Origin of the sequence: Simkania negevensis Z (genome assembly GCF_000237205.1) — a bacterium.
Classification (GTDB): domain Bacteria; phylum Chlamydiota; class Chlamydiia; order Chlamydiales; family Simkaniaceae; genus Simkania; species Simkania negevensis.
This window is the reverse complement of the sequence record NC_015713.1, coordinates 466,232-487,991: the sequence shown is the minus strand read 5'-3', so window position 1 is coordinate 487,991 and position 21,760 is coordinate 466,232. Positions and strand designations below refer to the sequence as shown.

17 protein-coding genes are annotated in these 21,760 nt (G+C 42.2%); 11 read left to right on the top strand and 6 right to left on the bottom strand.

Annotated elements, in window-relative coordinates:
- Positions 1-33: 33 nt before the first annotated feature.
- From nqrB to SNE_RS02835, 7 genes are all read left to right on the top strand, one after another.
- Complete coding sequence (gene nqrB / locus SNE_RS02865) at positions 34-1,569, top strand: NADH:ubiquinone reductase (Na(+)-transporting) subunit B (RefSeq protein WP_013942819.1); 1,536 nt, start codon at positions 34-36, stop codon at positions 1,567-1,569.
- Positions 1,541-2,428 carry an NADH:ubiquinone reductase (Na(+)-transporting) subunit C gene (gene nqrC, locus SNE_RS02860; RefSeq protein WP_013942818.1) on the top strand — a complete coding sequence of 296 codons (888 nt, stop codon included), beginning with the start codon at positions 1,541-1,543 and terminating at the stop codon, positions 2,426-2,428. Before nqrB ends, nqrC begins: the two co-directional genes overlap by 29 nt.
- On the top strand, positions 2,425-3,051 hold the full coding sequence (nqrD, locus tag SNE_RS02855; protein ID WP_013942817.1) for an NADH:ubiquinone reductase (Na(+)-transporting) subunit D: 627 nt from the start codon (positions 2,425-2,427) through the stop codon (positions 3,049-3,051). Before nqrC ends, nqrD begins: the two co-directional genes overlap by 4 nt.
- Positions 3,051-3,773, top strand: coding sequence for an NADH:ubiquinone reductase (Na(+)-transporting) subunit E (nqrE, locus tag SNE_RS02850; RefSeq protein ID WP_013942816.1), 723 nt, complete (start codon positions 3,051-3,053; stop codon positions 3,771-3,773). Before nqrD ends, nqrE begins: the two co-directional genes overlap by 1 nt.
- A 231-nt stretch (positions 3,774-4,004) precedes the next feature.
- Positions 4,005-4,847, top strand: coding sequence for a hypothetical protein (locus SNE_RS02845; RefSeq protein WP_148258928.1), 843 nt, complete (start codon positions 4,005-4,007; stop codon positions 4,845-4,847).
- Positions 4,848-4,859: 12 nt separating this feature from the next.
- Positions 4,860-5,537 (top strand): flagellar basal body-associated FliL family protein, encoded by a 678-nt coding sequence (locus SNE_RS02840; protein WP_013942813.1) that lies wholly within the window; start codon positions 4,860-4,862, stop codon positions 5,535-5,537.
- 116 nt (positions 5,538-5,653) lie between these two features.
- The gene (locus SNE_RS02835; protein ID WP_013942812.1) at positions 5,654-6,412 is read left to right on the top strand and encodes a hypothetical protein; all 759 of its coding nucleotides are present in this window, start codon (positions 5,654-5,656) and stop codon (positions 6,410-6,412) included.
- Here SNE_RS02835 and gcvH read toward each other — a convergent pair.
- The 3 genes from gcvH to SNE_RS02820 all read right to left on the bottom strand — a co-directional run bounded on the left by gcvH (position 6,394) and on the right by SNE_RS02820 (position 9,846).
- The gene (gene gcvH / locus SNE_RS02830) at positions 6,394-6,753 is read right to left on the bottom strand and encodes a glycine cleavage system protein GcvH (RefSeq protein WP_013942811.1); all 360 of its coding nucleotides are present in this window, start codon (positions 6,751-6,753) and stop codon (positions 6,394-6,396) included. The genes SNE_RS02835 and gcvH overlap by 19 nt on opposite strands.
- Before the next feature lie 101 nt (positions 6,754-6,854).
- Positions 6,855-7,466 carry a sugar-binding protein gene (locus SNE_RS02825; protein WP_013942810.1) on the bottom strand — a complete coding sequence of 204 codons (612 nt, stop codon included), beginning with the start codon at positions 7,464-7,466 and terminating at the stop codon, positions 6,855-6,857.
- Positions 7,456-9,846 (bottom strand): hypothetical protein, encoded by a 2,391-nt coding sequence (locus SNE_RS02820; protein WP_013942809.1) that lies wholly within the window; start codon positions 9,844-9,846, stop codon positions 7,456-7,458. The genes SNE_RS02825 and SNE_RS02820 overlap by 11 nt, the downstream gene beginning before the upstream one ends.
- Positions 9,847-9,959: 113 nt before the next feature.
- Here SNE_RS02820 and SNE_RS02815 point away from each other — a divergent pair, with 113 nt between their 5' ends.
- The gene (locus SNE_RS02815; RefSeq protein ID WP_079891520.1) at positions 9,960-11,345 is read left to right on the top strand and encodes a sugar porter family MFS transporter; all 1,386 of its coding nucleotides are present in this window, start codon (positions 9,960-9,962) and stop codon (positions 11,343-11,345) included.
- Between the two features lie 112 nt (positions 11,346-11,457).
- Here the strand turns inward: SNE_RS02815 and SNE_RS02810 are convergent, their stop codons facing one another.
- The 3 genes from SNE_RS02810 to SNE_RS13155 form a co-directional block, all read right to left on the bottom strand.
- Positions 11,458-12,501, bottom strand: a complete 1,044-nt coding sequence (locus SNE_RS02810) for an NADAR family protein (RefSeq protein ID WP_013942807.1) — start codon at positions 12,499-12,501, stop codon at positions 11,458-11,460.
- Positions 12,502-12,690: 189 nt separating this feature from the next.
- Positions 12,691-14,190 carry a proline--tRNA ligase gene (proS, locus tag SNE_RS02805; protein WP_013942806.1) on the bottom strand — a complete coding sequence of 500 codons (1,500 nt, stop codon included), beginning with the start codon at positions 14,188-14,190 and terminating at the stop codon, positions 12,691-12,693.
- A 47-nt stretch (positions 14,191-14,237) separates the two neighbouring features.
- Positions 14,238-14,408, bottom strand: coding sequence for a hypothetical protein (locus tag SNE_RS13155; protein WP_013942805.1), 171 nt, complete (start codon positions 14,406-14,408; stop codon positions 14,238-14,240).
- Between the two features lie 112 nt (positions 14,409-14,520).
- On the opposite strand from SNE_RS13155, the gene SNE_RS02800 reads away from it, so the two are divergent.
- The 3 genes from SNE_RS02800 to SNE_RS02785 all read left to right on the top strand — a co-directional run bounded on the left by SNE_RS02800 (position 14,521) and on the right by SNE_RS02785 (position 21,655).
- Positions 14,521-16,146 carry a hypothetical protein gene (locus SNE_RS02800; RefSeq protein ID WP_041418719.1) on the top strand — a complete coding sequence of 542 codons (1,626 nt, stop codon included), beginning with the start codon at positions 14,521-14,523 and terminating at the stop codon, positions 16,144-16,146.
- Positions 16,146-19,451 carry a hypothetical protein gene (locus SNE_RS02795; RefSeq protein WP_013942803.1) on the top strand — a complete coding sequence of 1,102 codons (3,306 nt, stop codon included), beginning with the start codon at positions 16,146-16,148 and terminating at the stop codon, positions 19,449-19,451. The genes SNE_RS02800 and SNE_RS02795 overlap by 1 nt, the downstream gene beginning before the upstream one ends.
- A 131-nt stretch (positions 19,452-19,582) precedes the next feature.
- Positions 19,583-21,655: a hypothetical protein gene (locus SNE_RS02785; RefSeq protein ID WP_013942801.1), complete on the top strand. Its 2,073-nt coding sequence runs from the start codon at positions 19,583-19,585 to the stop codon at positions 21,653-21,655.
- Positions 21,656-21,760 lie beyond the last annotated feature (105 nt).

The following is a 21,760-nucleotide window of genomic DNA, read 5'->3' as shown; positions in this document are numbered from 1 at the left end:
AATAAAAAAATTCCCATCAGTCAGGATGTGGTTATGCTACGGAAGTTTTTTGATTATCAACTTACTCTTACAGAAGAAGGAAGACCGCTCCATCGCTACCGTCCACTTATCGAGGCTTTGGATACGTTTTTCTACGAAGCTCCTATCCGCACTAAAAGAAGCCCTCATATTCGTGATGCCATCGACTTGAAACGATGGATGATGATCGTTGTCTATGCCCTCGTCCCCTGTATCTTGATGGCTATTTGGAACAGTGGAGTCCAAAAATTCATCTATGAAAGTGGCAACTTCTCTTTGATGCTCGACTATCTTCGTGCTTCTGAATCGTTTTCTACTTACATTTCATTTTGCTTTTCTGAAGGACGGTGTATTCCGATCTTAAAAGCTGGACTCATTGCTTTTCTCCCGATCATGTTTATTTCGTATGCAGTTGGAGGGTTTTGGGAAGTTCTCTTCGCTATCATTCGCCGCCATGAAGTCTCTGAAGGATTTCTCGTCACTGGAATACTCTTTGCTCTCATCCTTCCCTCAACCATTCCTTATTGGATGGTTGTCATAGGCGTTTCAGCCGGGGTTGTTATCGGGAAAGAAATATTCGGTGGAACAGGGATGAACATTTTGAATCCAGCTCTTGTCTGCCGTGCTTTTCTCTTTTTTGCTTTTCCAACTAAAATGACTGGACCTGTCTGGGTAGGAACAAACCCTACTATCATTCAAGAAAGTGTTGTTCGCATGAACGAGCAATCGGGAAATTTGAATTCTCCAGATGGCGTTTCCCAATCTTCAGCCTTAAACTTTTTTAATGTTAGCCCGGCAATCAAGCGCATACATGTTGATGCCATCGGAATGCATTGGGGGAAAGAGGTTCGCACCCAAGCAATTGTAGAAAAACAGTTTCGCTATTTTCAAAAGTCGCAAGGGCTAAGTGCAGATTTGCAAACACTTGCGGAAGCGGATCTTGAAAACTTTTTAACAACGCCACTGAAGGAGGGAGGACTTGGTCTTTCCCCAGAAAATTATTCAGATGCTGTGCACTTTGCTCAGCTCCGCTTTAGCCAAAAGGGACTCACAGATGGAAATTTCTTTTTCGGAAATCGGATTGGATCAATGGGAGAAACTTCGATTTTAGCCTGTTTACTTGGTGCATTACTCCTTTTAGTCACACGCATTGGCTCATGGCGCACAATGCTCGCCATGGGGATCGGCGCCTATCTCTGTGCTCTTCTTTTTGAATGGGGCTCTTTGAATCTTGGCCCTTATCAAGGAGCTTTCAACCCAGCAAAGTTTGCATTGCCTGCCTATAAACACTTACTTCTTGGCAGCCTTGCGTTTGGCCTTGTCTTTATGGCGACAGACCCTGTTTCTTCACCAGGAATGAACGGAGCTCGTTGGCTTTACGGTCTTTTAATCGGAGTCATGGTCATTGTGATTCGAACAATTAATCCGGCATTTCCTGAAGGGGTCATGCTAGCTATTTTATTTGGCAATGTGTTTGCCCCTCTTTTTGATTACTACGCTCTTAACTTATTTAGGAAAAAATATGGTAGGAAAAGAGCGGCAATTTACTAGTGGAAAAACCCTCCTATTCGTGGTGGTACTTTGCTTTACGTGCGCTCTGGTGTTATCGGTTTTAGCCGATCTTTTGAAACAGCCACAACTCGATGCACGAGAACTTTACAAGAGTAAGCAACTTCTCCGTGCTGCAGCCATCTTATCTAATGAAAACGTGTTTCTTTTAAATGGAACTTTTGCAACTTATGATGAAAAAGAAGGCATCTTAGTTGCCACTCCAAATCAAAAAAGAAAGGCGCGAGATCGGGAGATTTTAGCCTTATTTGAAAAGAGGGTTTTAACTCGTGTCACCAATGCTCAAGGAGATGTACTAACTTTCGAAGAAGCTGGCCTTGATCAAGGGACCTATTTGCAAGAGAATGCAAAATACGGATTTGCCAATCTCCCTTATAAATTGGTCTACATCATCCAGCCCAATATCCCTACTACAAGCCTTCCTTATGGTTACGTCATTCCCATCAATGGGTATGGACTTTGGGATGCTATCTATGGTTATTTAGGATTAAAAGCTGATGCAGACACAGTACTTGGGATGACATGGTATGATCAAAAAGAAACGCCTGGCCTTGGAGGCAATATTGCTCTTCCTCATTGGCAAGGGCAATTTCAAGGAAAGGTCATTTTTCAAGAAAGTCCTTCTGGACAGACCAATTATGCAAGAGCTCAACTTGGGATTAAGGTTGTGAAAACAACGGTGGAAGAAACCTACGGAGATTCTTACCTTGCAAAAAGCGCCGTCGATGGAATTGCTGGAGCTTCAATTACAGTGATTGGGGTGAACGAAGCATTGCGCAAAAGTCTAGAACCCTACCGCCCTTTTTTAATTCGGGCTCATGAGCGGGAGGTTAGGCAATGAAGCTGAGCCATTACTACACCGATCAGATTTGGAAAAACAATCAAATTCTCGTTGCCATTTTAGGTATTTGCTCTGCTTTAGCGGTGACCATCAAAGTAAGCGTCGCCCTCACGATGGGCATTTCTGTTATATTTGTGACGGGATTTTCCTCTCTCTTCGTTTCTTTAATCCGCTCGATCACACCTCCAAATGTTCGGATGATTGCGCAGCTTGCCATCATCTCTCTCTTTGTGATCATTGTAGACCAAATGCTCAAAGCTTTTCTCTATGAAATGTCTCTCACGCTATCGGTATTTGTCGGCCTGATCATCACCAACTGCATTGTGATGGGACGTGCCGAAAGCATGGCAAAAAATGTTTCTCCCCTTCCCGCATTTTTAGATGGACTGGGTGCTGCATCAGGTTATGCACTCATCTTACTCATTGTGGGTGTCATTCGAGAGCTTTTTGGATTTGGATCGATTCTCGACTATCCTATTATTCCCGAATCCTGGTATGCCTCTCCAGAGCATCCTGATCGTTATGTCAATTCCAATCTGATGGCACTCGCTCCGTCTGCATTTTTTATCATTGGTGCAATCATCTGGATGCGTAATGTTCTCACGAAGGAGGAAGATCTCTAATGTTAATGGGGCCTTATTCAGTTTTAAATTTGCTTGGACTGGCAATTCAATCATGTTTCATCCAAAATATTCTCCTCTTTTACTTTTTAGGAATGTGTTCTTATCTTGCCTGTTCGAACAAGCTGAAAACTGCCAGTGGTCTTGGACTTGCTGTATTCGTCGTCATGACTCTGTCTGGCTTCCTCAACTGGCTTGTGCATCATTTCATTACAGGCGAAGGGGCCCTTCGCTGGCTTAATGTGACTGGAATTCATGCGCAGCATATCAATCTAAGCTTCCTCGAGTTTCTCATCTATATTTCGGTGATTGCAGCTTTTGTGCAAATTCTGGAAATCGTCATCGAAAAGTTTGCACCTGCTCTCTATCGAGCGCTTGGAATGTACCTTCCTCTCATCACGGTCAACTGCGCCATTTTAGGAGCTTGTTTATTTGCCACTGTTAGGGAATACCCTCTCATTCCTAATGTGGTTTACGTCGGATCAGCCGGTCTAGGATGGTGGCTGGCCATCGCCCTCATTGCAGCCATCCGAGAAAAGCTCACCTACTCGAAGGTGCCAGCTGGGCTTCATGGAATGGGGCTCACCTTCATTATGACAGGGCTGATGGCCCTCGCTTTCATGGGGTTCACAGGAATTGCTCTTGATCATATCTCAGAAACAGATACCTATCCCATTCTAATTCAAGAAGAAACAACAGAAAACAACCATTTCATAAAATTATAATTTTAATTCGCAGATTATCACTAAATATGTTATAATATTTAATTAACATAGAAGGTGAATTATGAATTTACTAGAATTTTTACTTATTTTTGATCTTTTCCGCTTCAGTCGAAAAGAAGGGCGAAAAGCCCCTCTTTTACTGACTTGGAAAGGCAAAAAATAGATTTTTACCTGAGCTTTGGGTTTTTAAGAGGGACTGAATTCTTCGGAAAATAGGAGAAGAAGGAAGTCGTGAGTTTACAGATTGAAAGGGCGGATCAAGAGCAATTTTCTAGCAGAAATTGTTGCTTCAACTTTAACTTTAGAGCCCTTCTAGAAAAAATATTAAGCGCAATCCAGTGGCTATTTCCATGTTTTGGTCGCCAAGAAACAGGAATAGCCTCGGTAAGTATTGCAGAAGAACCAATAGAGGTTAGAAGTCGAGAATTCATGTCTTGTAGTGCTGCTCAAAAAGCTCCTCCTTCCTGGTTTAACCGCGTTTGCATCGAAAATGTTGCAGGTAAGCCAATTGGATTGATCGAAGTTATAACCCACTGTAAGAAAGGACACCATACATTGTTTAAATCGTCCATGGAGCCACCCTCATACCCTATGCACTCAGCAACACGTATGGGAGAGGAATATCAGCTTGAAATCCTCGTTTCCAAAACAGCTGACTGCTTCGTTCCATTAGAAGCAACCGACCCTTTCCTCATTGAAGGTGCGTATCGCAACGAAATGGCTAAAGTTTTGCAGAACTATCATACAGCTGTTGAACCTGTTAAAGGAGTCGAAGATCTCTGCGAGTCACTGATCCGAGTTGGTGACTATACCCTTCCAGAAACTCTTCCAGCACCACTTCTAAAGGAATTAAGGTCCCTTGAAGCAGAGTGCCAGCAATATGCGACAGCTGAATCAGTAAACTTCTTTTCTGAAAGACATCGTGATACCATTCGAAAGAGAGGAGATACTGTTCAGATCTTAACTCCAGTGATTGCTCAAAGCGGAGAAACCCACATCAAGATTCACAGTGATCGTGTCGAAGTGACCTTCGATGGCGAAAAGAAAATTTTTTCAAAAAATGTAAAGTTTTAGGAGAAGGAGAAAATGGCAATTCAAGCAGGTTTGGCATATATCCAAAAACTATGGAGTTCACCTTCCTATGAGCCTGAAGAAAAGAAGCCTAATCGGTCAAGTGAATGGAAAGTCTCCCTTGGAGACGATGCTACCGAATCTGGGGTTGCAGAAGTTTTGAAGGATGCCTCCTTTAAGTACAATATTGATCCAAACTTCCGTCCACCAAACTCTTCTCATTTTCTTGAAGTGGGGCAAAATCGTGGCATCACCGTGAAATCAGATACCATCAAACCTCACGTCTCAGAAATTAACCGAGAAATTATCGTTTTGTTTCGAGCGATCAAACCTGACGGAACTATCTCTCAACTCGGATTAGCGCATCTTGCAACACGTGTTGACGAACTCAAAAATGTCCTCAATAACATACTAAACGAATCAGGCACAACAGTTGAAGTTTATATTGCAGGAGGAACTTCAAGTTCCAATAAACTTTATCAATCGGTGAGACAATATATCGAATCCGTGCAGAAAGTGCATCGTCATCGTGTAAATTTACAAGATGATTACTATCAAGCAACCGATCTACGAGCATGGTTACCTAAAGGCTCTCATCCAAAGAAAGAGCTTTGTGTTAGGGAAGCTGGCTTCGATCTCAATAACGAACCATTTATGATTCTCGATCACACTGCTTATGCAGCATCAAGATAAAATTTTTCATATACATAAATATTGATAATACTGACCCTAGCTCAACACTAGGGTCTTTTTTTTATACCGATTTTGTGCTATCTTCTCTTGCCAGATTCAAATAGAGGATTAGAACCATGGCAAGTCTTTTTTCAGCAGTTTCAGAGTGGCTTTGGCCCTCAAGAGTAGGTACTCCCCCAGTAATAGCTGCTTCCTCAGGGGAAACAGCCCCCACAGATAAGTGGTCAGTCTTTCTCACGCATGAGGGAAAAACAGCAAAAATTGATGAGCTAATCCAATATGTTAAATCAGATTTTGATTTCCCCATCTCTTCTATTCCTTTTACAAAAAAATTCGAAGCCTTAGAAGTCGGGATGAATCAAGGAGTTGTTCTTGAGGTCACAGCAAATTGGAAACCGATCACACAATTAGGGTCTAATGTTGTAGTTCAAATGCGTGGACGCACAAAAGAAGGAACCCTTTCGCACATAGGACTCGTCCAACTCTCTGGTGCACAAAATATAAATCTTTTCAAAGAGAAATTAGAAGAAATTCTCAATGCCTGTGACGGAACAATAGAAATTTTCATTGGTGGAGGAAGAACTTCTACCCAAAAACTCTATGAAAGTATCCGACAGCACATTGACTCAGCCAATAAAAAACATAAACGTCTCACTCGAACTGATGACTGTTATGGCATCACTAATCTAGCTGAAGTGTACTTTGAGCATAGGAATAAAGCTTACATTGGAAGCGCCCGTATAGAAGAAGCAGGATTTGATGAGAATAACGCTCCCTATATGGTTTTGACAGCAGGCTTCCCAAGGGGCACACCTCCCATTGAAGACGGCGAAGTATATTCCATGATGGATCAAGACTATCGGATTAAAGTCTGATAAGCCGTTTGATCGAGTAACTCGTCCACTTCGGCAGGATTCTCCATTTCGACTTCAAAAAGCCACCCTGTTGACTCAGGAGATGTGTTGAGAGAAGAGACATCTTCTTTCAACCTTTCATTGACTTTTGTCACCTTTCCAGAAACAGGAGCGTAGATATCGGCAGCTGCTTTCGTCGACTCGAGAACAGCGATTTCACCGCCCGCTTTTACCTCTTGGCCCACTTTAGGAAGTTCGACGTAGACAATTTCGCCAAGTTCTTTTTGCGCATGAGCAGAAATTCCAACAGTCGCTTGTCTCCCCTCGACTTGAATCCATTCATGTGAATCAGTATACTTCATAATAACCTGAGTTCTGGGTTTATTTTGCTTACTTTCAGGAGAGAGTTCCCTTAAATTTAATGAGAAGAATTTCTGAGAACAAGTGACTCAGGTGAATACTCTCATGTTAAAATCAATGTTGCCCAAAGCCCTGGATGTTTTTCAAGTGAAAAAAACCGAGAAGAAAGGTTGAAATGCTGGGGAGCTCCATTAGAGCGATTGAGCTGATAAGAAAAGCCAAGGCGTTTGAATTCGGACGGATCATATCCATGCAAGGCTTCTTTCGGAATATTGATTTCCATTTCATAGTCTCTCTTCCCCATACCTACTTGAACGACAAAGAGTTCTGGAGCTGCGAGTTCATGGGTCTCATCTAAGCGAAACCGAGTCACTTCTTGAGCTTGGACGCCGTCAACTTCTTCGGGAAGAAAGACAAAGTGGTGACAGAAACGATGAACCGACTGGGCATTTTTAAGATTGCGGGTGTCGATGAAAACTTCAAGGCTGTCGCTATCCCGGTAACGAGGATAAAGAGACTCTTCAAGAGGTTTCTTCACTTGAACATGTAAGGTAAGTCCTCCCGGACTCCAAATGACTGCGACCCGTCCAAACGATTGCTCATTTAGAAACCCCGACATGTCAGGCAAATAGGTTAGCTTACCGACCTTCTTTCTCACATGGGCAGAGACATGAAAAAAACACGGCGGCGGAATTGGGCTGAGTTCATTCAACATCTGTTTGCTGCAAGTGAATAGCGTCTTTTGCTTTAAGTTCTTCGAGCAATTCGACCATCAAGAAACGCTGCGCTTCTAGAGAGAGAACTTGACGCCCCTGTTTGATTTCTTGCAAATAAGTTTCTTCTGGCACTTGCTTTTCTTGAAGTTGGAAAAAAGAGAGTTTTCCATTGTTTAAGGCTTTGACAGACGACCACCCTTTTTCAACCATCGCAAATAGGCTCTCATCAAACCAAGGACTCTTTTCTGAATTTTTATAGACCTTTGTTTCCAAAGTAAGCTTCCATTGATCTTCAAGAGGAGTGCGAGAAGATAACTTTCCTTCTGCTTGACTTAGCTCAGCTTTAGCTAAGTAAGAACTTGTAGCCCCCTTGGTCCGAATATCACTTTCAGCAGCTTGCATGTACCGGTAGAGACTATATTTTGGGTAAAACCCATTCAAATCTGTAAACCGATTTTGATCAACTGTCACTCCAACTTGAGTGACTTTTTGATCGATGTCTTGCAAAATATTTTTGTAAACCATGAGGCCCACTTCGTTTTTTACTTGATGAAACGGCTTCCACTCTTCTTTCTCTGTTTTGAAAGGAGTAGGATTAAGAGCTCGCAACTTCTGATACTCTTTTTCCAAATGTGTATCGAGAAGCATGTCTAAAGCTCCACATTCATTTGCTTCGGCAAATGTCATGAGAGCCATTTCAGGGCTCCGATCGAGGATTTGGATACGATAATAAGTTGATCCATCTGCTGAATATTGTTCTAAGGCACTTCTTGCCTCAATCGCTTGGTCATCCGATTCGACTGCCCCTTTAAGCGCCGCGATAGACAAAAGCTTATTGAGTTCGAGAGCATTTTCCAATCCGACAAGGCCTGCTTGATGGCCATTCGGGGCAATGGTGATTTCTTTTGTGGTCATATGGGCTTCATCTAGAGCTGCAGCAATCCATTCGGGATGGCGCTCGACAATTTTCAAGCGAGATGCTTGATCTAATTTGTTATGGACCTCTGGTGAAAGCTTTTCCAAAGCTGCAAAAAAACTTTCTGCATCTGTCGCTCTTGACACAGCAAGTTCTGGAAATTCTTTTTCAAGAGTTTTGAAGTTGACGGGGTCTAACTGCCAGTCCCACATCTCTTTCAAACTGACATTTAAAGTCAGATCTTTTTTATGCACTTCAGCCACTTCGATCAAAAAGCGACTGCGCACTAACTCAGGGCATTTTTCTTTTGCACGTTCAACGGAAATGAATTTCTTTGGAAGCTCAAAACCTTTCATTTCACTTGAAGAGACAGCTTCACTGTAGTAAATCAATTTTAAAAGGGTGTTAAAGTCTTTCAGTTGAAGGGCTGGAGGCAGCTGATAAAGATCGACTAGAGCTGTTTTAGATGCGTACGAATGAAACTTTTGGTATTGGTGAGAATCAAGGAGGGCAGCATATCCATAGTCTTCAAAAAGACGGCGCATGAGCATCACCTTTTGCCAAACTATCAGCGCGGCTTTTTCGTCCATGCCGAGATACATCAATTGCTGTTTCCACAAGTTGGAAAGTTCTACTTGATCTACTTCTTTAGATTGATTTTGGACTTGCAAGGCTTCATATCCATTACGGAATAAATCGACTCGCGCTTCTTCTCGAGAAACATGGTACCCTTTTTGCTTAGCGATCAAGGCGGCATTATGCACAAATTGACTCACAAGTTGCATGAAATCTGGACCAAACCAATCTTCAACGGAAGAGCAGCGGAATAAATTTAAATCAACTTGAGGAAGGGCTGGGTCAGGTTGAATCCAGTTGTAGTGTTTTTGTTGAAACATGAGGTATTCACGTAAAATGCTCGGTGGGAAAGCTGTCTCACCAAGATATAAGTCGACAAGGAGCGAAAATAAGTGCGCATCAACGGGCAAATTTCCCTTTAAAAACTTATCGAGATTGTCTTTTTGGATTGGTAGAACCTGCCCCCAAAGAGACTCAACACTGATAAAAGGAGCTGTTGGGTGCCGATAGGGGTGGTAATGTTTGTGTTTTTCGACACGTGTTTCGAAGGAACCTCTGATCGATTCAAAATATTCAGATACAAGCATCACTCCTAAACCAGACGATAGAAAATCTTTACGAATGACGCCATTGTTAAAGAAATTGGGCATCACCCGCTTCTCGGTGAGTTGCATGTCCATCCGATCACTCCAAAGAAATCGGCTTATTTCATCGATTTCTTTTTTTCTCATTTGAGATCCATCGACAGCCATTCCAATGGGACGATCCTGAGTCCCTTTTGGGGTTGTGATGGCTTGGTGCGTCCCAAAAAAGGAAAAAGAAATCACAATGACAACTGCGATAACGATAAAAAAATAGCGTTGATACTTACGAAAAAACTCCAACATGTCTGTGCCTGTAACTCACTTTAGCAAAAGAAGGAAATCGTACCAAAGCTGGAGCTTTCACGCAAGTCGACAACCGATTTAGAAAAATTTTTTTGACATCTATCGCTTTCCCCATGAAGATGAGGAAAAGGCAAAGGTATGGTTTTATGGCACGTGAAAGTTCGAATCAAAAATGGCTTCTATCGATCATCAGTATCGTCGCTGCAATAGGGGGACTGCTCTTTGGTTACGATACAGGAGTGATTTCGGGCGCCATTCTCTACATCAAAAAAGAGCTGACTCTCACCACAGGTCAGGAAGAACTCATCATCGCGATTGTTTCTCTCGGCGCTATTTTTGGTGCCCTTTTTGGGGGGCCTCTATCTGACCGATTTGGGCGCAAGAAGGTCGTCCTTTCCTCAAGCCTTCTCTTTATTGTCAGTGCCCTTGGCCTTGCTCTTGCAAATACCATACACGAGCTGGTCATTTGGCGAGCAATTGTGGGTGTTGCCATAGGTATTTCCTCAGCAACTGCTCCCCTCTATATTGCTGAGCTTGCTCCCCGCTTCATGCGTGGCGCTCTCGTCACGCTTAACCAACTCGCCATCACTATTGGAATTTTAGGGTCATACCTCATTGGACTCCTCTTTGTTCAAAGCCATTCCTGGCGGATGATGTTTGTGATCGCGGCAATTCCCGCAGCACTTCAATTTATAATTATGAGTTTTTTCCCTGAAAGCCCTCGCTTTCTTACAAAAATAGGGAACTTTGAGGGTGCACTGAAAGTGTTAAAAAGGTTTCGAGGTTCCGAAGAAGACGCCAGACTCGAGATTGCCCATATCGAAAAGATGAGCAAACAGAAAAAAGCCCATTGGAAAGAACTCTACGGCAAACGGGTGGGGCCTGCTCTTCTCGCTGGAGTCGGGCTCACAGTGATCCAACAAGTGACAGGGATTAACACCATCATCTACTACGCCCCGACCATTTTTCAATTTGCAGGTTACACTTCTGATAGTGCTGCTTTGCTAGCAACCACCTGGGTCGGTGTGGTTAACGTACTCATGACCTTTGTCGCCATTTATCTCCTAGATAAGGTCGGACGAAAGCCTCTTCTTCAATTTGGCCTCGGTGGAATGGTCATTAGTCTTATCATCCTAGGAATTGGTTTTCACACCAACGTGCTTCCACAAGGAGCGATTGGAATTGTTTCTGTCATTTGCCTTTTGGTGTATATCGGATCTTTTGCTTACAGCTTAGGACCTGGTGGCTGGCTCATCAACTCCGAAATCTACCCACTTCATATCCGGGGAATGGCGATGGGAGTGGCAACGTGTGCCAACTGGCTCGCCAACTTTGTGATCACTTCGACCTTCCTCGATCTCGTCAACACTTTGGGAAAAACTGGAACGTTTTGGCTTTATGCCCTTATCGGCATTTTTGGAATGCTCTTCATTTGGCGCCGTATTCCTGAAACCAAAGGCAAATCACTCGAAGAAATTGAAGAGTACTGGAAGAAATAATACGATTCGTAAAAAATAAATCACAGAATGAGCGCCAAGATTTTCGAGGGAAAATTGAGCAAAGAAAAAAGATTTGGCTGGATATAGCACTACTTTAAATAGCCAAATGTATTTATTTTGAGAGTTCTTCGCGAACAAGCATCAGGATCAATCCTTGCTGGTTCCGGTTGATCCGCATCCCTTTTTCTTCATATTTGATTTCGCCAGGGTTAAAGGTAATCCCCCAAGCATCAGGATGATTATTGCGCTCGATAATCGGTGCCTTTCCTGTGCTAAGAAGAAGTTCTCGGGCGCCTTTGTTTTGTTTAAAAAACTCAAGATTTGCTTTGCGCAGAGTTGCAAAGTTTTCGATTGCCGTTCTTCCTTCAAGTAGATCGCCTTTGTATTTATCTTGTTTAATCTTGATCCGAAGAGTTCCTGGAGCTGCAAACTCACCTTCACAAGCTAAAATGGCTTTGTAAGTCGGGCTATCTTCTTTAAATTTGTGCGCTTGGTAATAGTGCTCACGAGTTTTCCATTTTATCCCATCAATTTCGACTTCACCTTCTGCTGTATTCGCAAAAATTTCATATTCAAATTGCTGCTTTCCGCCGTAAGTCAACTTAGGTCCTTGAGCTTTTGCATTGTTGCCTGTATCATTTTTCGAATAAAAGAATTCAACAACCTCTTGAGTTCCTAACTTTCCTGAATCAACAATCGTTTTTGCTCCAAAAACGCCTCTTTCAGGGTCTGAAAAGTCAAGTGCAATTGGATCTTCTTGTGAGATCTCTCCAGTCTTAGAGTCTGGTTTCTCTGGTTTTTTTGTTTCGACAAAAAGCGATTCTAGTAGGCCCATTGCGAAGCGATCACTGTACTCGATAAGCGCCCAGCCTGCGACTGCGTAGCCTAGGCTCAAAACTGTCTCAGAAAAAATATTTGTCACTGCTTCGTAAAGAAGATAGCTTCCAATTCCTATTCCTGCTGATGGGACCGATAGGATGCTCCCAGTCACAGCGATAGCAGGAAGAGGAAGCCCTGTTTGATTCGCGATAAACCACTGAGTAGCAACAAGGCTAAGTCTCATCATAATTTTTTTAAATTCAGGGTCAGATACGCCTTTTTGTTGATAGGCACTGTATGCGTCTCTAAGAGGCGCAGGACAAATTTTTTGTAACATCGCTTGCTCCCTGTGTCATTCCGCGAAATATTTTACAGGGAATGACAATAAAATCATAGAAAATTAGAGTATGAAATCAACCCAGAGCTTACGTTAGGGCGTATCATCAATTAAAACAAGTTGGAGAAGGGCTTTCGCGCTCTTCAAAACCAATTTTTGAAGTTGTTTGAGTATAATTGATGACATGCCCTAGTAAGACTTGGCGAAGACGACGCGCTTAGGGCTGGGTTTCCCGGTAAAAGGACAGGTTCCCTTCTCCTTTTCCCCTTCAAGAGGGATACAGCGAATGGTCACGCTGAGGTCTTTCCCGACCATCTCTTCAACGGCTGAATCTCCAGACCAGTGAGCGTATGCAAACCCTTTATTAGAATTAAAAAATTCGTAAAATTCTTCTTTTGTGTCGACTTTGACAAGATGCTCATCACGAAAAGCTTTTGCTCGATTGTAGAGAGACGACTGAATCGCTGCAAGCTGCTCAGAGACGGTCTGAAAAAACTGTTCTTCAGTGTGCTGCTCAAACTCTTTAGGACCATTTGTTCGTTTCACCACACTGAGGATGTTTTCTTCGAGTTCGCGTGGTCCCACTTCGACACGTATCGGAACACCTTTTTTGACCCAAGACCAAACTTTCTCTCCACTTCGAATGTCTCTTTCATCGACAATGACTCGGATCGGTGCCCCATCAAATTCGATTTTAGATAGCTTCTCTTTCAGCTCACGGCAATAGGTAAAAACTGCGTTTTTGGTTTCTTCTTTATGAATGAGTGGGATAATCACAATATGTGTCGGCGCAATGCGGGGCGGAAGAATGATGCCATCATCATCACCATGGGTCATGATGAGTCCTCCAATCATCCGGGTCGTTACACCCCAAGAGGTCGTCCATGCATGAACTTCACTTCCTTCTTGATCGCGGAAAGTGATATTCGCAGCCCTTGAAAAATTTTGCCCAAGAAAATGAGACGTCCCACCTTGCAGAGCCTTTCCATCTTGCATCATCATTTCAAAGGTATAGGTACTAACTGCTCCAGGAAATCGCTCGCTTTCAGATTTTTCCCCTTTGATGACAGGGATAGCTAAAACGTTTTCGATAAAATCGACGTAAACATCAAGCATTTTTAGGGTCTCTTCACGCGCTTCTTCTTCTGTTGCATGAGCCGTATGCCCTTCTTGCCATAAAAATTCAGTTGTCCGCAAAAAGAGGCGAGTCCGCATTTCCCAACGGACGACATTTGCCCATTGGTTGATGAGAAGAGGGAGATCGCGGTAAGATTCAATCCACTTGGAAAACATTTCGCCAATGATCATTTCCGATGTGGGACGTACAATCAAAGGCTCTTCTAGTTCACCATCTGGAACTAACTTGCCTTCCTCATTTTGAACTAATCGATGATGTGTGACCACCGCACATTCTTTGGCAAAGCCTTCAACGTGCTTGGCTTCTTTTTCTAAATAGCTGAGCGGAATAAAAAGAGGAAAGTAAGCATTTTGGTGACCTGTTTCCTTGAAACGTTTATCTAAAAAACGTTGCATATTTTCCCAAATGGAATATCCCCAAGGCTTGATCACCATGCACCCGCGCACAGGCGAATGCTCGGCAAGATCAGCTGCCTTGATCACTTGTTGGTACCATTCTGGATAATCTTCAGCCCGTGTTGGCTGAATGGCGTTCTTTCCTTTCTTAGACATAGAAAAAGATCATAATGTGTTTTTTCTTTCCCAGAAAGGAAAAAATGTTACCTACCATCTATAGGGCTAGGACCAAAACTTTCATCGGGTTCTTCAACTCGACTTTTTCCATCTCCAGGAGACGGTCCAAACTGTTCATGATCATCCTTATCTTTACTGCAACTTGAAAGTAAGAAAATTAAAGGAAGCACTCCGAGTAAATACAGTTTCTTAGACATATGTTTCCTCCATTTTTATATCTCTCTTTCTCATTAACCACGACCAAATGTATTTGTCAAAAAAAGAATGGTATAGCTAGAATTTTTAACCAAAAAACTCGAGGGAATAAATATGGCCGTCCACAGACGAGAGGGCGATCTTAGCTCTTACATGCCTTTTAATCAGATTGATCAAACTTTTTCATATCAAGATCCACAAGATAGTCATGGATTAGATGGGAGCCCTCCTAGAGACGATTATGGGACAATCCAACACACTTTCACATCTCAACCTCCTCTTGGATTTGGCGATGAAATCCCTTTCTCATTACCTCCTCCATCTAACAATAAAAATCGCACTGTTGTTGCTGTGACAAGCATCCTCTCAATGGCAACAGCAATCAGTGGACTCGCTCTTATCATATTTGGTCATTTTGGGCTAAGGTTCGACGCTACTGCTGGCGTGGGGATTGGTTTTTTTTCTTTTTTTTCTATCGTTGTCCTTTTGTCAAGAAAGGTAGGCGACGCAATCAAAGACCGCCTCCTTCAATTTGCCCCTTTTGCTTACTTTTATGTGACAAATACGGATCTCAACATTCCTGTTGACCACCATTTTTTCTCGCATCTGACTGCTGGCATCCTTTTGTCATTGTTGGGTTCTCAACTTTCAGCTCAACTGCACAATATCGTCAATTGGAGCATTGAAGACGATCTTGTTTCACAAAAAGACTCTGAGCTCCCCCTCCTCACACCTCCACAATCCCGGGGAACCCCCATCACAACCGATCATCGTATTCGTGTTTTCACCTCTCAAAAAGAAACATTAGGAAAGATAGAACTCAAAGCTGCACAGATTAGATGCATCCAACTAGCATTGCAAGGAGCTTTAGGACTAGGCGTCATGATCGCGGGATACACAACAAGTGCTGCTATCACTCTTGCTGCAATCAAAGTTGGTACGCTCATTTTTGGATCAGCGCTCGGAGGATTTCTTCATGAAGGAGTTCGCGCCGGAACGCGCTACTACGAAAGAAAATGGGAAAGTGACGGACAACCCTCATTAGGGTTACGCTTTTTTCGTCTTGTTGGAAAAGCTGAAATGATTGTAGGAGCCCTCTTTGTCGGACTTGTTGGTATCAACAAATGGTATGTTACATTGTTTGCTGCTTGCTGCTTTGGAATCAAGCGGCAAATTGAATGGATCCGATTTACACGTACCCCTGTCGCAAAACTCACTGAGCTACGCCTCCATGATAGCGATCACATGCGCACCACCTGTACACTCGTTTGTCTAGTTGGACTGGCAGTGCTATGGATCGGTTTTTACTGTTGGCAAATGGCTGTTGGACCAACTACAGAGCAAATTGCGCTTTCAACATATACTTGGATGGCGTTTCTATGGGGAGCCGCTGCCGTCATGATCGATAGGCATTACGATATTCTGAATGAACATAGCCGCCTACTCAACACCCTCTTTTTTCATCTCCGCTACTCTACAGCGCCGCCTATCTATTTCATCGGGATTACGCAAGTCATGAGAATCGGGAGTGAAGCTTTGACTGGGTATACATTTTTACTCAACTTCTTAGCTTGCATCGCTTGGGCTGACTTAGGTTGTGCATTTGGTTCACATGCCGCAACAATGCTTACCAAACGAGATACCAAATATCCTGCAAATCTCAATTCACTCTTTGCAATTTTTATCTATTACTATTCTCAACTTATATTTGGCGTAGCATCTAACGGAACAGGTGAGTGATGGCAATCGTTTTTGAAACTAAAAGTTCTTCAAATGGATTTTTCTCTTTCTTCGGGAAAAAATCTGATCCCAATGCTGTGGCGATAGAGCTCATCACCTTATTTGGGAGTGATAGACGTCACTACACCATTTTATGCGAAGCATTAAAAGGAAAACACATTGAACTAGAAACTTTTCAAAGAAGACAAAAACTTCACGATGTCATTTTAAAGGGAATGATCCAAAAAAAACCTGTAGAAGAACTTCCCGAAGTCAAGGATCAATTGAAACAATGTGGATTTTCATCAAGCTCGCCTGTTCAAACGCAGCTGAGAAACATGATCCAAATGACAGGGTTTACACTCTATGACATCCAGCGACTCAGCCGTCATCATAAACTTTTCGAACCATCATGGGAAACGATCCAACAAGGTCAAGCAACTCTTTCCACGGAACTGTATACCACTCTCATATTTTCTCAAAAAAGTGAAATTCCTCTTTCAAAATTAGGTTCTATGCATCTCTTTAGTTCTGCTGGTCTTTTCACCCCAAATGGCCCTATTTTCTGGGGAGAGCTCATTCTCGAATGGACAAAACTCATACCAGGAGCGGGTGACATTGGGACACCTTTTTTAAAACAGCATCCTCAATCAGGAGTCATTCTCGGAAGAAAAGGATTTCTTCCGACCGACACTGTCAGACTTGCAAACAGAACCCTACCTCCTCGACTTCCTCCATCAAGTCAGTCTGAAGCATGTGCTTTTCACCAGTTTGTCGTTTCACGCACAATCGAAGCGATTGAATGGACTCTTGGAGGTCCTCCTTTCTCCGTAGAAATTAAAGAATACCTCGCAAATATTTTTACACTTCATGAAGCTACTCGCATGGATGTTTCTTTTGCTACGAGTTATCCCGGTCAGCTTCTCAAAGACGAATTAGCTGTAAGCGGGAAAACGCCAGAAATCCTCTCCTTTTTAAGAATCCTTTTTAACTTTAATCTTGGTCATGTTCGCAAAGAGGACCGAAAAAATGCTGCTGTACAGCAAATCTATAGCTGGGCTTTTGCAACCAATAGTGAAAATGTCCGAGGACTTTTGAGTCATGAATACCCGTTTGCCCTCCAAGAATTTGAAAAAAAAGATGAAAGCCCAATGGCTCGCCCTTGCAACCCAAGCCAACTTGTCATTGCTGTTTCTTCCCTACGTCCCCTCTACTCTAACGATGAAGAGTTCAACAAAAATGCTTTAGCTCTTGTTTCTACATATCTTTTACTGGATCGAAGCGAAGCTGCTTTTAAATTTGTGTTAAAAATTTACAAACACCCCTGCATCCGGATTCAGACAAAGCATATACTCGATTACATCACTGAAAAAGGGCACCTGGAATCCTTTCATGAAGACGAAGAATTTTTTGCTTTTCTTACAGATAGTTTGCCACCAAATCTTGAGCAAAAACCTTCGGAAGAATTTTTTGCCATTCTCATCAAACCTTATCCAATATCACTCGAGGCGAGAAAAAATCTGGTTTTAGAGTTTTTAACTCTCATTAAAGGAGAAGGGGCAATCAACTGCGATGATTTTTTTCGCACTCTCCATTTAAAATTGAGGGGAAAGCTTTCGCCCAAAGTCGAAGAAGTTTTTGCCAACTTCGAAAGGGTATTTAAACAAACATTATCTCCTAATGAAAAGCTCTTTCTCTATCTCCAAAAACTTTCCCCATTACCCGAAAAAATTTCATTAGAATTTGTCGAACAAGTTGTCTTTCCAAATCTTCAAAGTCTCTCATATCGCTTTGAAAAAACTCATCGTCTTCATCTTTTTCATGAGTTAATTTCTTTGCAAGATCGGCCCCATATCTTCACACAAAATAGGCTATTTATTGGAGTTTTCGAAGAATTTTTAGGGATGCAACTCAGTCCCGAAATCGCTTACCAACTTCTAGCAACTCATCTTGACTTCAGTAAAAAAAATGTTGAGGAAATGTTTCGTAAATTATCAGAGCTACGGTTATCTATTCTCAATCAGGAACTCGATAAAGTGATACTATCCGAAAAGCTCGTTGAAGCGGTAAATGAAACGTTAGGTAGGCTCACTTCATCTGAAGGAATGCTAGATGATCACATTGCATCAAGTGCAGCCATCGCACAGTTTGTTTTAAGTTCTGCTCTTCTTTACTCTCGCTCCTTGCATCATACCCGTTGCTTCCCAAAAGGAGTGAATGCAAACGATGAATTGGAGTTTTCTGAAGCAGCAACACCTCATGCATTCCTCCCTCTATACCCCATTGAAACCATGAAAAGTAGCGTAGGCTATTGGACACAAACCCAGCTAGGAATCACCTACCACTTTTCAATTGTTCATACAGAGACTCTCGCTACTTTTTCAGGATCTGCCCACCTTCCTCTTCCCGCTCAGATGCTTAAAGAAGAACCAGACCTTTTTCAATTGTTAAAAGAACTTTGTTGGGCAGCTTTTTCGGATACTGAAATGTCTAAGTTCCCAGAAGATGAAGTCATAATGCTCACAGATTTACTCTCTCTTTATCGTCAAGGAAACACCCTTTGGTGTGAGTTTGAACCCAAAGAACTCGATAAAAAAGGGGTGATTGCCCCTGCAATTTTTTCTTTTCTTAGTGCTCTTAAGATCCAATCGCGTAAGGCAATACTATACCTCGCAACACAAGAACAATTTCGTCCTTCTCTTTTTAAAGACGAAAAAGTCTTGCAACAAGCTGGGGCTGCCATGCACATTCGTCCTGTGACGGTTGAAAAACAAGAAACTTTTGCCCTCTTACCGAAAAGCTTAGTTGATAGGAGTTCTCCCTACTTTCCTTTTTATGCCGTGATTGAAGATGTTGCACCTTTAGTAAATCTCATGAATGAGCAAGTCATCCAAGGCAAAAAAGAGCTTGAAGGGGTCGAGCTCAACCTCTATTTAACGCTCACTGTGCACAATCAAACAGCTATTTCTCCACCTCCCCAAGTTTTTATGACTTGTAAACCTGAAACAGTTAACTATGAGGATAAAAAATACGATAAACTCCATGAAGGTGACTCCCACTTTTTCTTTCAAGGCTACAAGCTGACACTCTACTTTCACTTTAGCGACCAAAAAGTGGAAACCACCCTCATTCTATCTGAAAAAGAATGCACTAACCCAGAGCGTCTAACGCGCTGCATCCAATACCTTGTCGCACGTTTGAAAAGCACCTTTTACAGGAAATTTTTTGTTGAAAAAGAACTCTATATTGATGTGGAAAAAATTCTGGAAGATGTAAAGGCCTCTAGTTCCTCATACCCTTCAGAAGATGACTCGAATTTCAAGTAGTGCGATTTTTGAAGCACTCCTTGAAGACAGATCTATTTTTTTGGTCCATAAAAATTTCTCTTTGCATAAATATTTTTTTGATCTAAAGTTCCCCCTTCGTCTTTTTACTCTTGAAAAAATAGGAGATGCAAATGTCAGAAGGAATTCAAGAAGTTTCAGGAAATAGCGAAGCCTATGGTTTTATTTCAGTAGAAGAAAACAATCGAAACGATTCATATACAGAAAAGCAAACGGAAGAAGCCTCTCAGTCTCTTTTGGTAGATCCAAGAGTTTTTCCTAAAGATTTATCGACCTGTCTTGCGCTAAAAAGTGGCATCCTTGCGAAGAGCGATCCAGCAAAAGGACCTCCTCCCCCTCCTCCTTTAACCCCTCAACAAATTCAAGCGATTAAAGAGGGAACAACCAATTTGGCAGAGAAAGATGGCCTTGCTGGAATCAATGACCTTTACTCTTCATTATCGTCTTGGCTAAAAGCAAACCCTTTTCCCCCTGAAGGTCCTTACCCTCCATGGAATGATTATGCAAAGAAATTGCAAAATGAAGTTGGGGCAGAACGATCAAAGTTTCAGCAACAAAGCAGTAATGCTTTATCGGGAGATATTAGTAAGTTCATTGCTGCTAACCCTAGTTTAGGAACAGGAGATCAGATTTGGGATTACATCAATAAGACAATGAGCCCCAATCCCTTCACGGTTTTACAACAACAGTTTACCGATTACTCAAACAGTGTCCAAAATTCTTTAATTAACCCAGTATGGAGCGGCAAGCCTGGTATTCTACCTGCGCCTCCTGTTGGCCCAGACATGCAACCCCTCACAGAAGCTACATTAAAGATTGATGGTGTTTCTTACGTATTATTATCTGACCCAAATGCTTCTCAAGACCCTTCAAAATCGATGGCATTTCCTGTCAGTCATACTTCCGATTCAGGCGGCCAAGGGATGCCAGATAGTACATCAACAGAAGCGATTTGGTATACGTTAGAAAATGCTTACGATAACGGAGATAAAACTCTATTTCAACAAACGATGAATGCATACCATTACTTAGTAGAGCAGAAAAAAGCGACAGTCGATGCAGCAAGTGATAAATACAAAGATTGGGCATATACCCCAGGTTTAGCCGGTTGGATTCTTTCACTTGGCATTCCTCCTGGAAGCACCTTTCATTCGGGAGGATTCCCTTACCCACAAGGAAGTGCTTCCAATCCCAATCTAAGTACTGCAACAGATGCTGATGAACAGATCATCAACCTGATGATCAATGGCCTAACAAAGTTTGGAGATCTTGATTTACATTGTTTTGGTTCTTTTCCAAATCAAGAATCTCCTTCAGATATAAAGATGAGCGCTTTATTACAACAGGCTCTTGGGACATTCCTGACGTATAATATTTCGAATTACCCCCAAAGTTCTTATGATCAGGCGCATCATGGATTTAAATTTAATGGAGTTGTTTATAACCCTGTTCTCTCTAACGATAATTGGGGAGGAGGGGGGTGGACAAATGATCCTAAAAGCCCATTACAAGGAACGTTTTTAAACCCTTCCTATTTTGATCCAACAATCCTTGCAAATATTTATGCATATGCTACCTCCAAAGGATTCCCTAAAGACCATGTGGATAACTTTCATACTGCGGTTGTAAACAGTGTTAAATATCTTCAAGTTTTACAAAGTCTATTCCAAGATAAAAGTGATCCTTCGATCGCAGGAATGCCAGATAACCCTGCATGGAATGAAAATGATGGGCCAACAGGTAAGGGACCTCACCCTGTAGGCTGGGACTCTATTCGATTTCTGACAAATGTAGGGAAATTTGTAGACTTCTGTGAAAATAAAGGGAATACAGATCCATTTGGTATTCTTGCTGACGTCAAAGATATGGGCTCGAAAATGTTGAAGTATGTGATTACCAATAGTAGTAATCCCTATCAATCTTCAATGATTTTAGGAGACACTCCTCAAGGTGCTAACTTAGATGGTGGGGCACTATTAGGGCCACTCCTTGTAGCGATGAAAGCTTTAACTCCAAATGACCCTAATATTCCAACTGTTGAAAAAAGCTTAGCAGATACATCTAAAATAGATATGGCTCAAATGGATCCAAAAAGACCTGGAGCATTCTCGTATTGGCAAAGTCAATATTATGGGGCAGAGCTTGCACTTACTAACAAATATGATGCAGATCATATTGGCAAGTGATACCACTTTGGTGTATATTTAGAGGTGCGTTAAGCTCTCAAGCTTCTAGCGCACCTCTTCTAAAACTAGTGCTCCATAACAAAAAGGTTTTGAAGAGAGAGCACT

What these genes read in the sequence shown, in the direction of transcription:
- nqrE (WP_013942816.1), top strand. Translation starts at nt 3,051, where the DNA reads ATGTTAATGGGGCCTTATTCAGTTTTAAATTTGCTTGGACTGGCAATT.
- SNE_RS02795 (WP_013942803.1), top strand. Translation starts at nt 16,146, where the DNA reads ATGGCAATCGTTTTTGAAACTAAAAGTTCTTCAAATGGATTTTTCTCT.
- SNE_RS02820 (WP_013942809.1), bottom strand. Translation starts at nt 9,846, where the DNA reads ATGTTGGAGTTTTTTCGTAAGTATCAACGCTATTTTTTTATCGTTATC.
- nqrB (WP_013942819.1), top strand. Translation starts at nt 34, where the DNA reads ATGCTACGGAAGTTTTTTGATTATCAACTTACTCTTACAGAAGAAGGA.
- SNE_RS02785 (WP_013942801.1), top strand. Translation starts at nt 19,583, where the DNA reads ATGTCAGAAGGAATTCAAGAAGTTTCAGGAAATAGCGAAGCCTATGGT.
- SNE_RS13155 (WP_013942805.1), bottom strand. Translation starts at nt 14,408, where the DNA reads ATGTCTAAGAAACTGTATTTACTCGGAGTGCTTCCTTTAATTTTCTTA.
- SNE_RS02835 (WP_013942812.1), top strand. Translation starts at nt 5,654, where the DNA reads ATGGCAAGTCTTTTTTCAGCAGTTTCAGAGTGGCTTTGGCCCTCAAGA.
- SNE_RS02810 (WP_013942807.1), bottom strand. Translation starts at nt 12,501, where the DNA reads ATGTTACAAAAAATTTGTCCTGCGCCTCTTAGAGACGCATACAGTGCC.
- nqrC (WP_013942818.1), top strand. Translation starts at nt 1,541, where the DNA reads ATGGTAGGAAAAGAGCGGCAATTTACTAGTGGAAAAACCCTCCTATTC.
- SNE_RS02800 (WP_041418719.1), top strand. Translation starts at nt 14,521, where the DNA reads ATGGCCGTCCACAGACGAGAGGGCGATCTTAGCTCTTACATGCCTTTT.
- SNE_RS02825 (WP_013942810.1), bottom strand. Translation starts at nt 7,466, where the DNA reads ATGTTGAATGAACTCAGCCCAATTCCGCCGCCGTGTTTTTTTCATGTC.
- gcvH (WP_013942811.1), bottom strand. Translation starts at nt 6,753, where the DNA reads ATGAAGTATACTGATTCACATGAATGGATTCAAGTCGAGGGGAGACAA.
- proS (WP_013942806.1), bottom strand. Translation starts at nt 14,190, where the DNA reads ATGTCTAAGAAAGGAAAGAACGCCATTCAGCCAACACGGGCTGAAGAT.
- SNE_RS02840 (WP_013942813.1), top strand. Translation starts at nt 4,860, where the DNA reads ATGGCAATTCAAGCAGGTTTGGCATATATCCAAAAACTATGGAGTTCA.
- SNE_RS02815 (WP_079891520.1), top strand. Translation starts at nt 9,960, where the DNA reads ATGAAGATGAGGAAAAGGCAAAGGTATGGTTTTATGGCACGTGAAAGT.
- nqrD (WP_013942817.1), top strand. Translation starts at nt 2,425, where the DNA reads ATGAAGCTGAGCCATTACTACACCGATCAGATTTGGAAAAACAATCAA.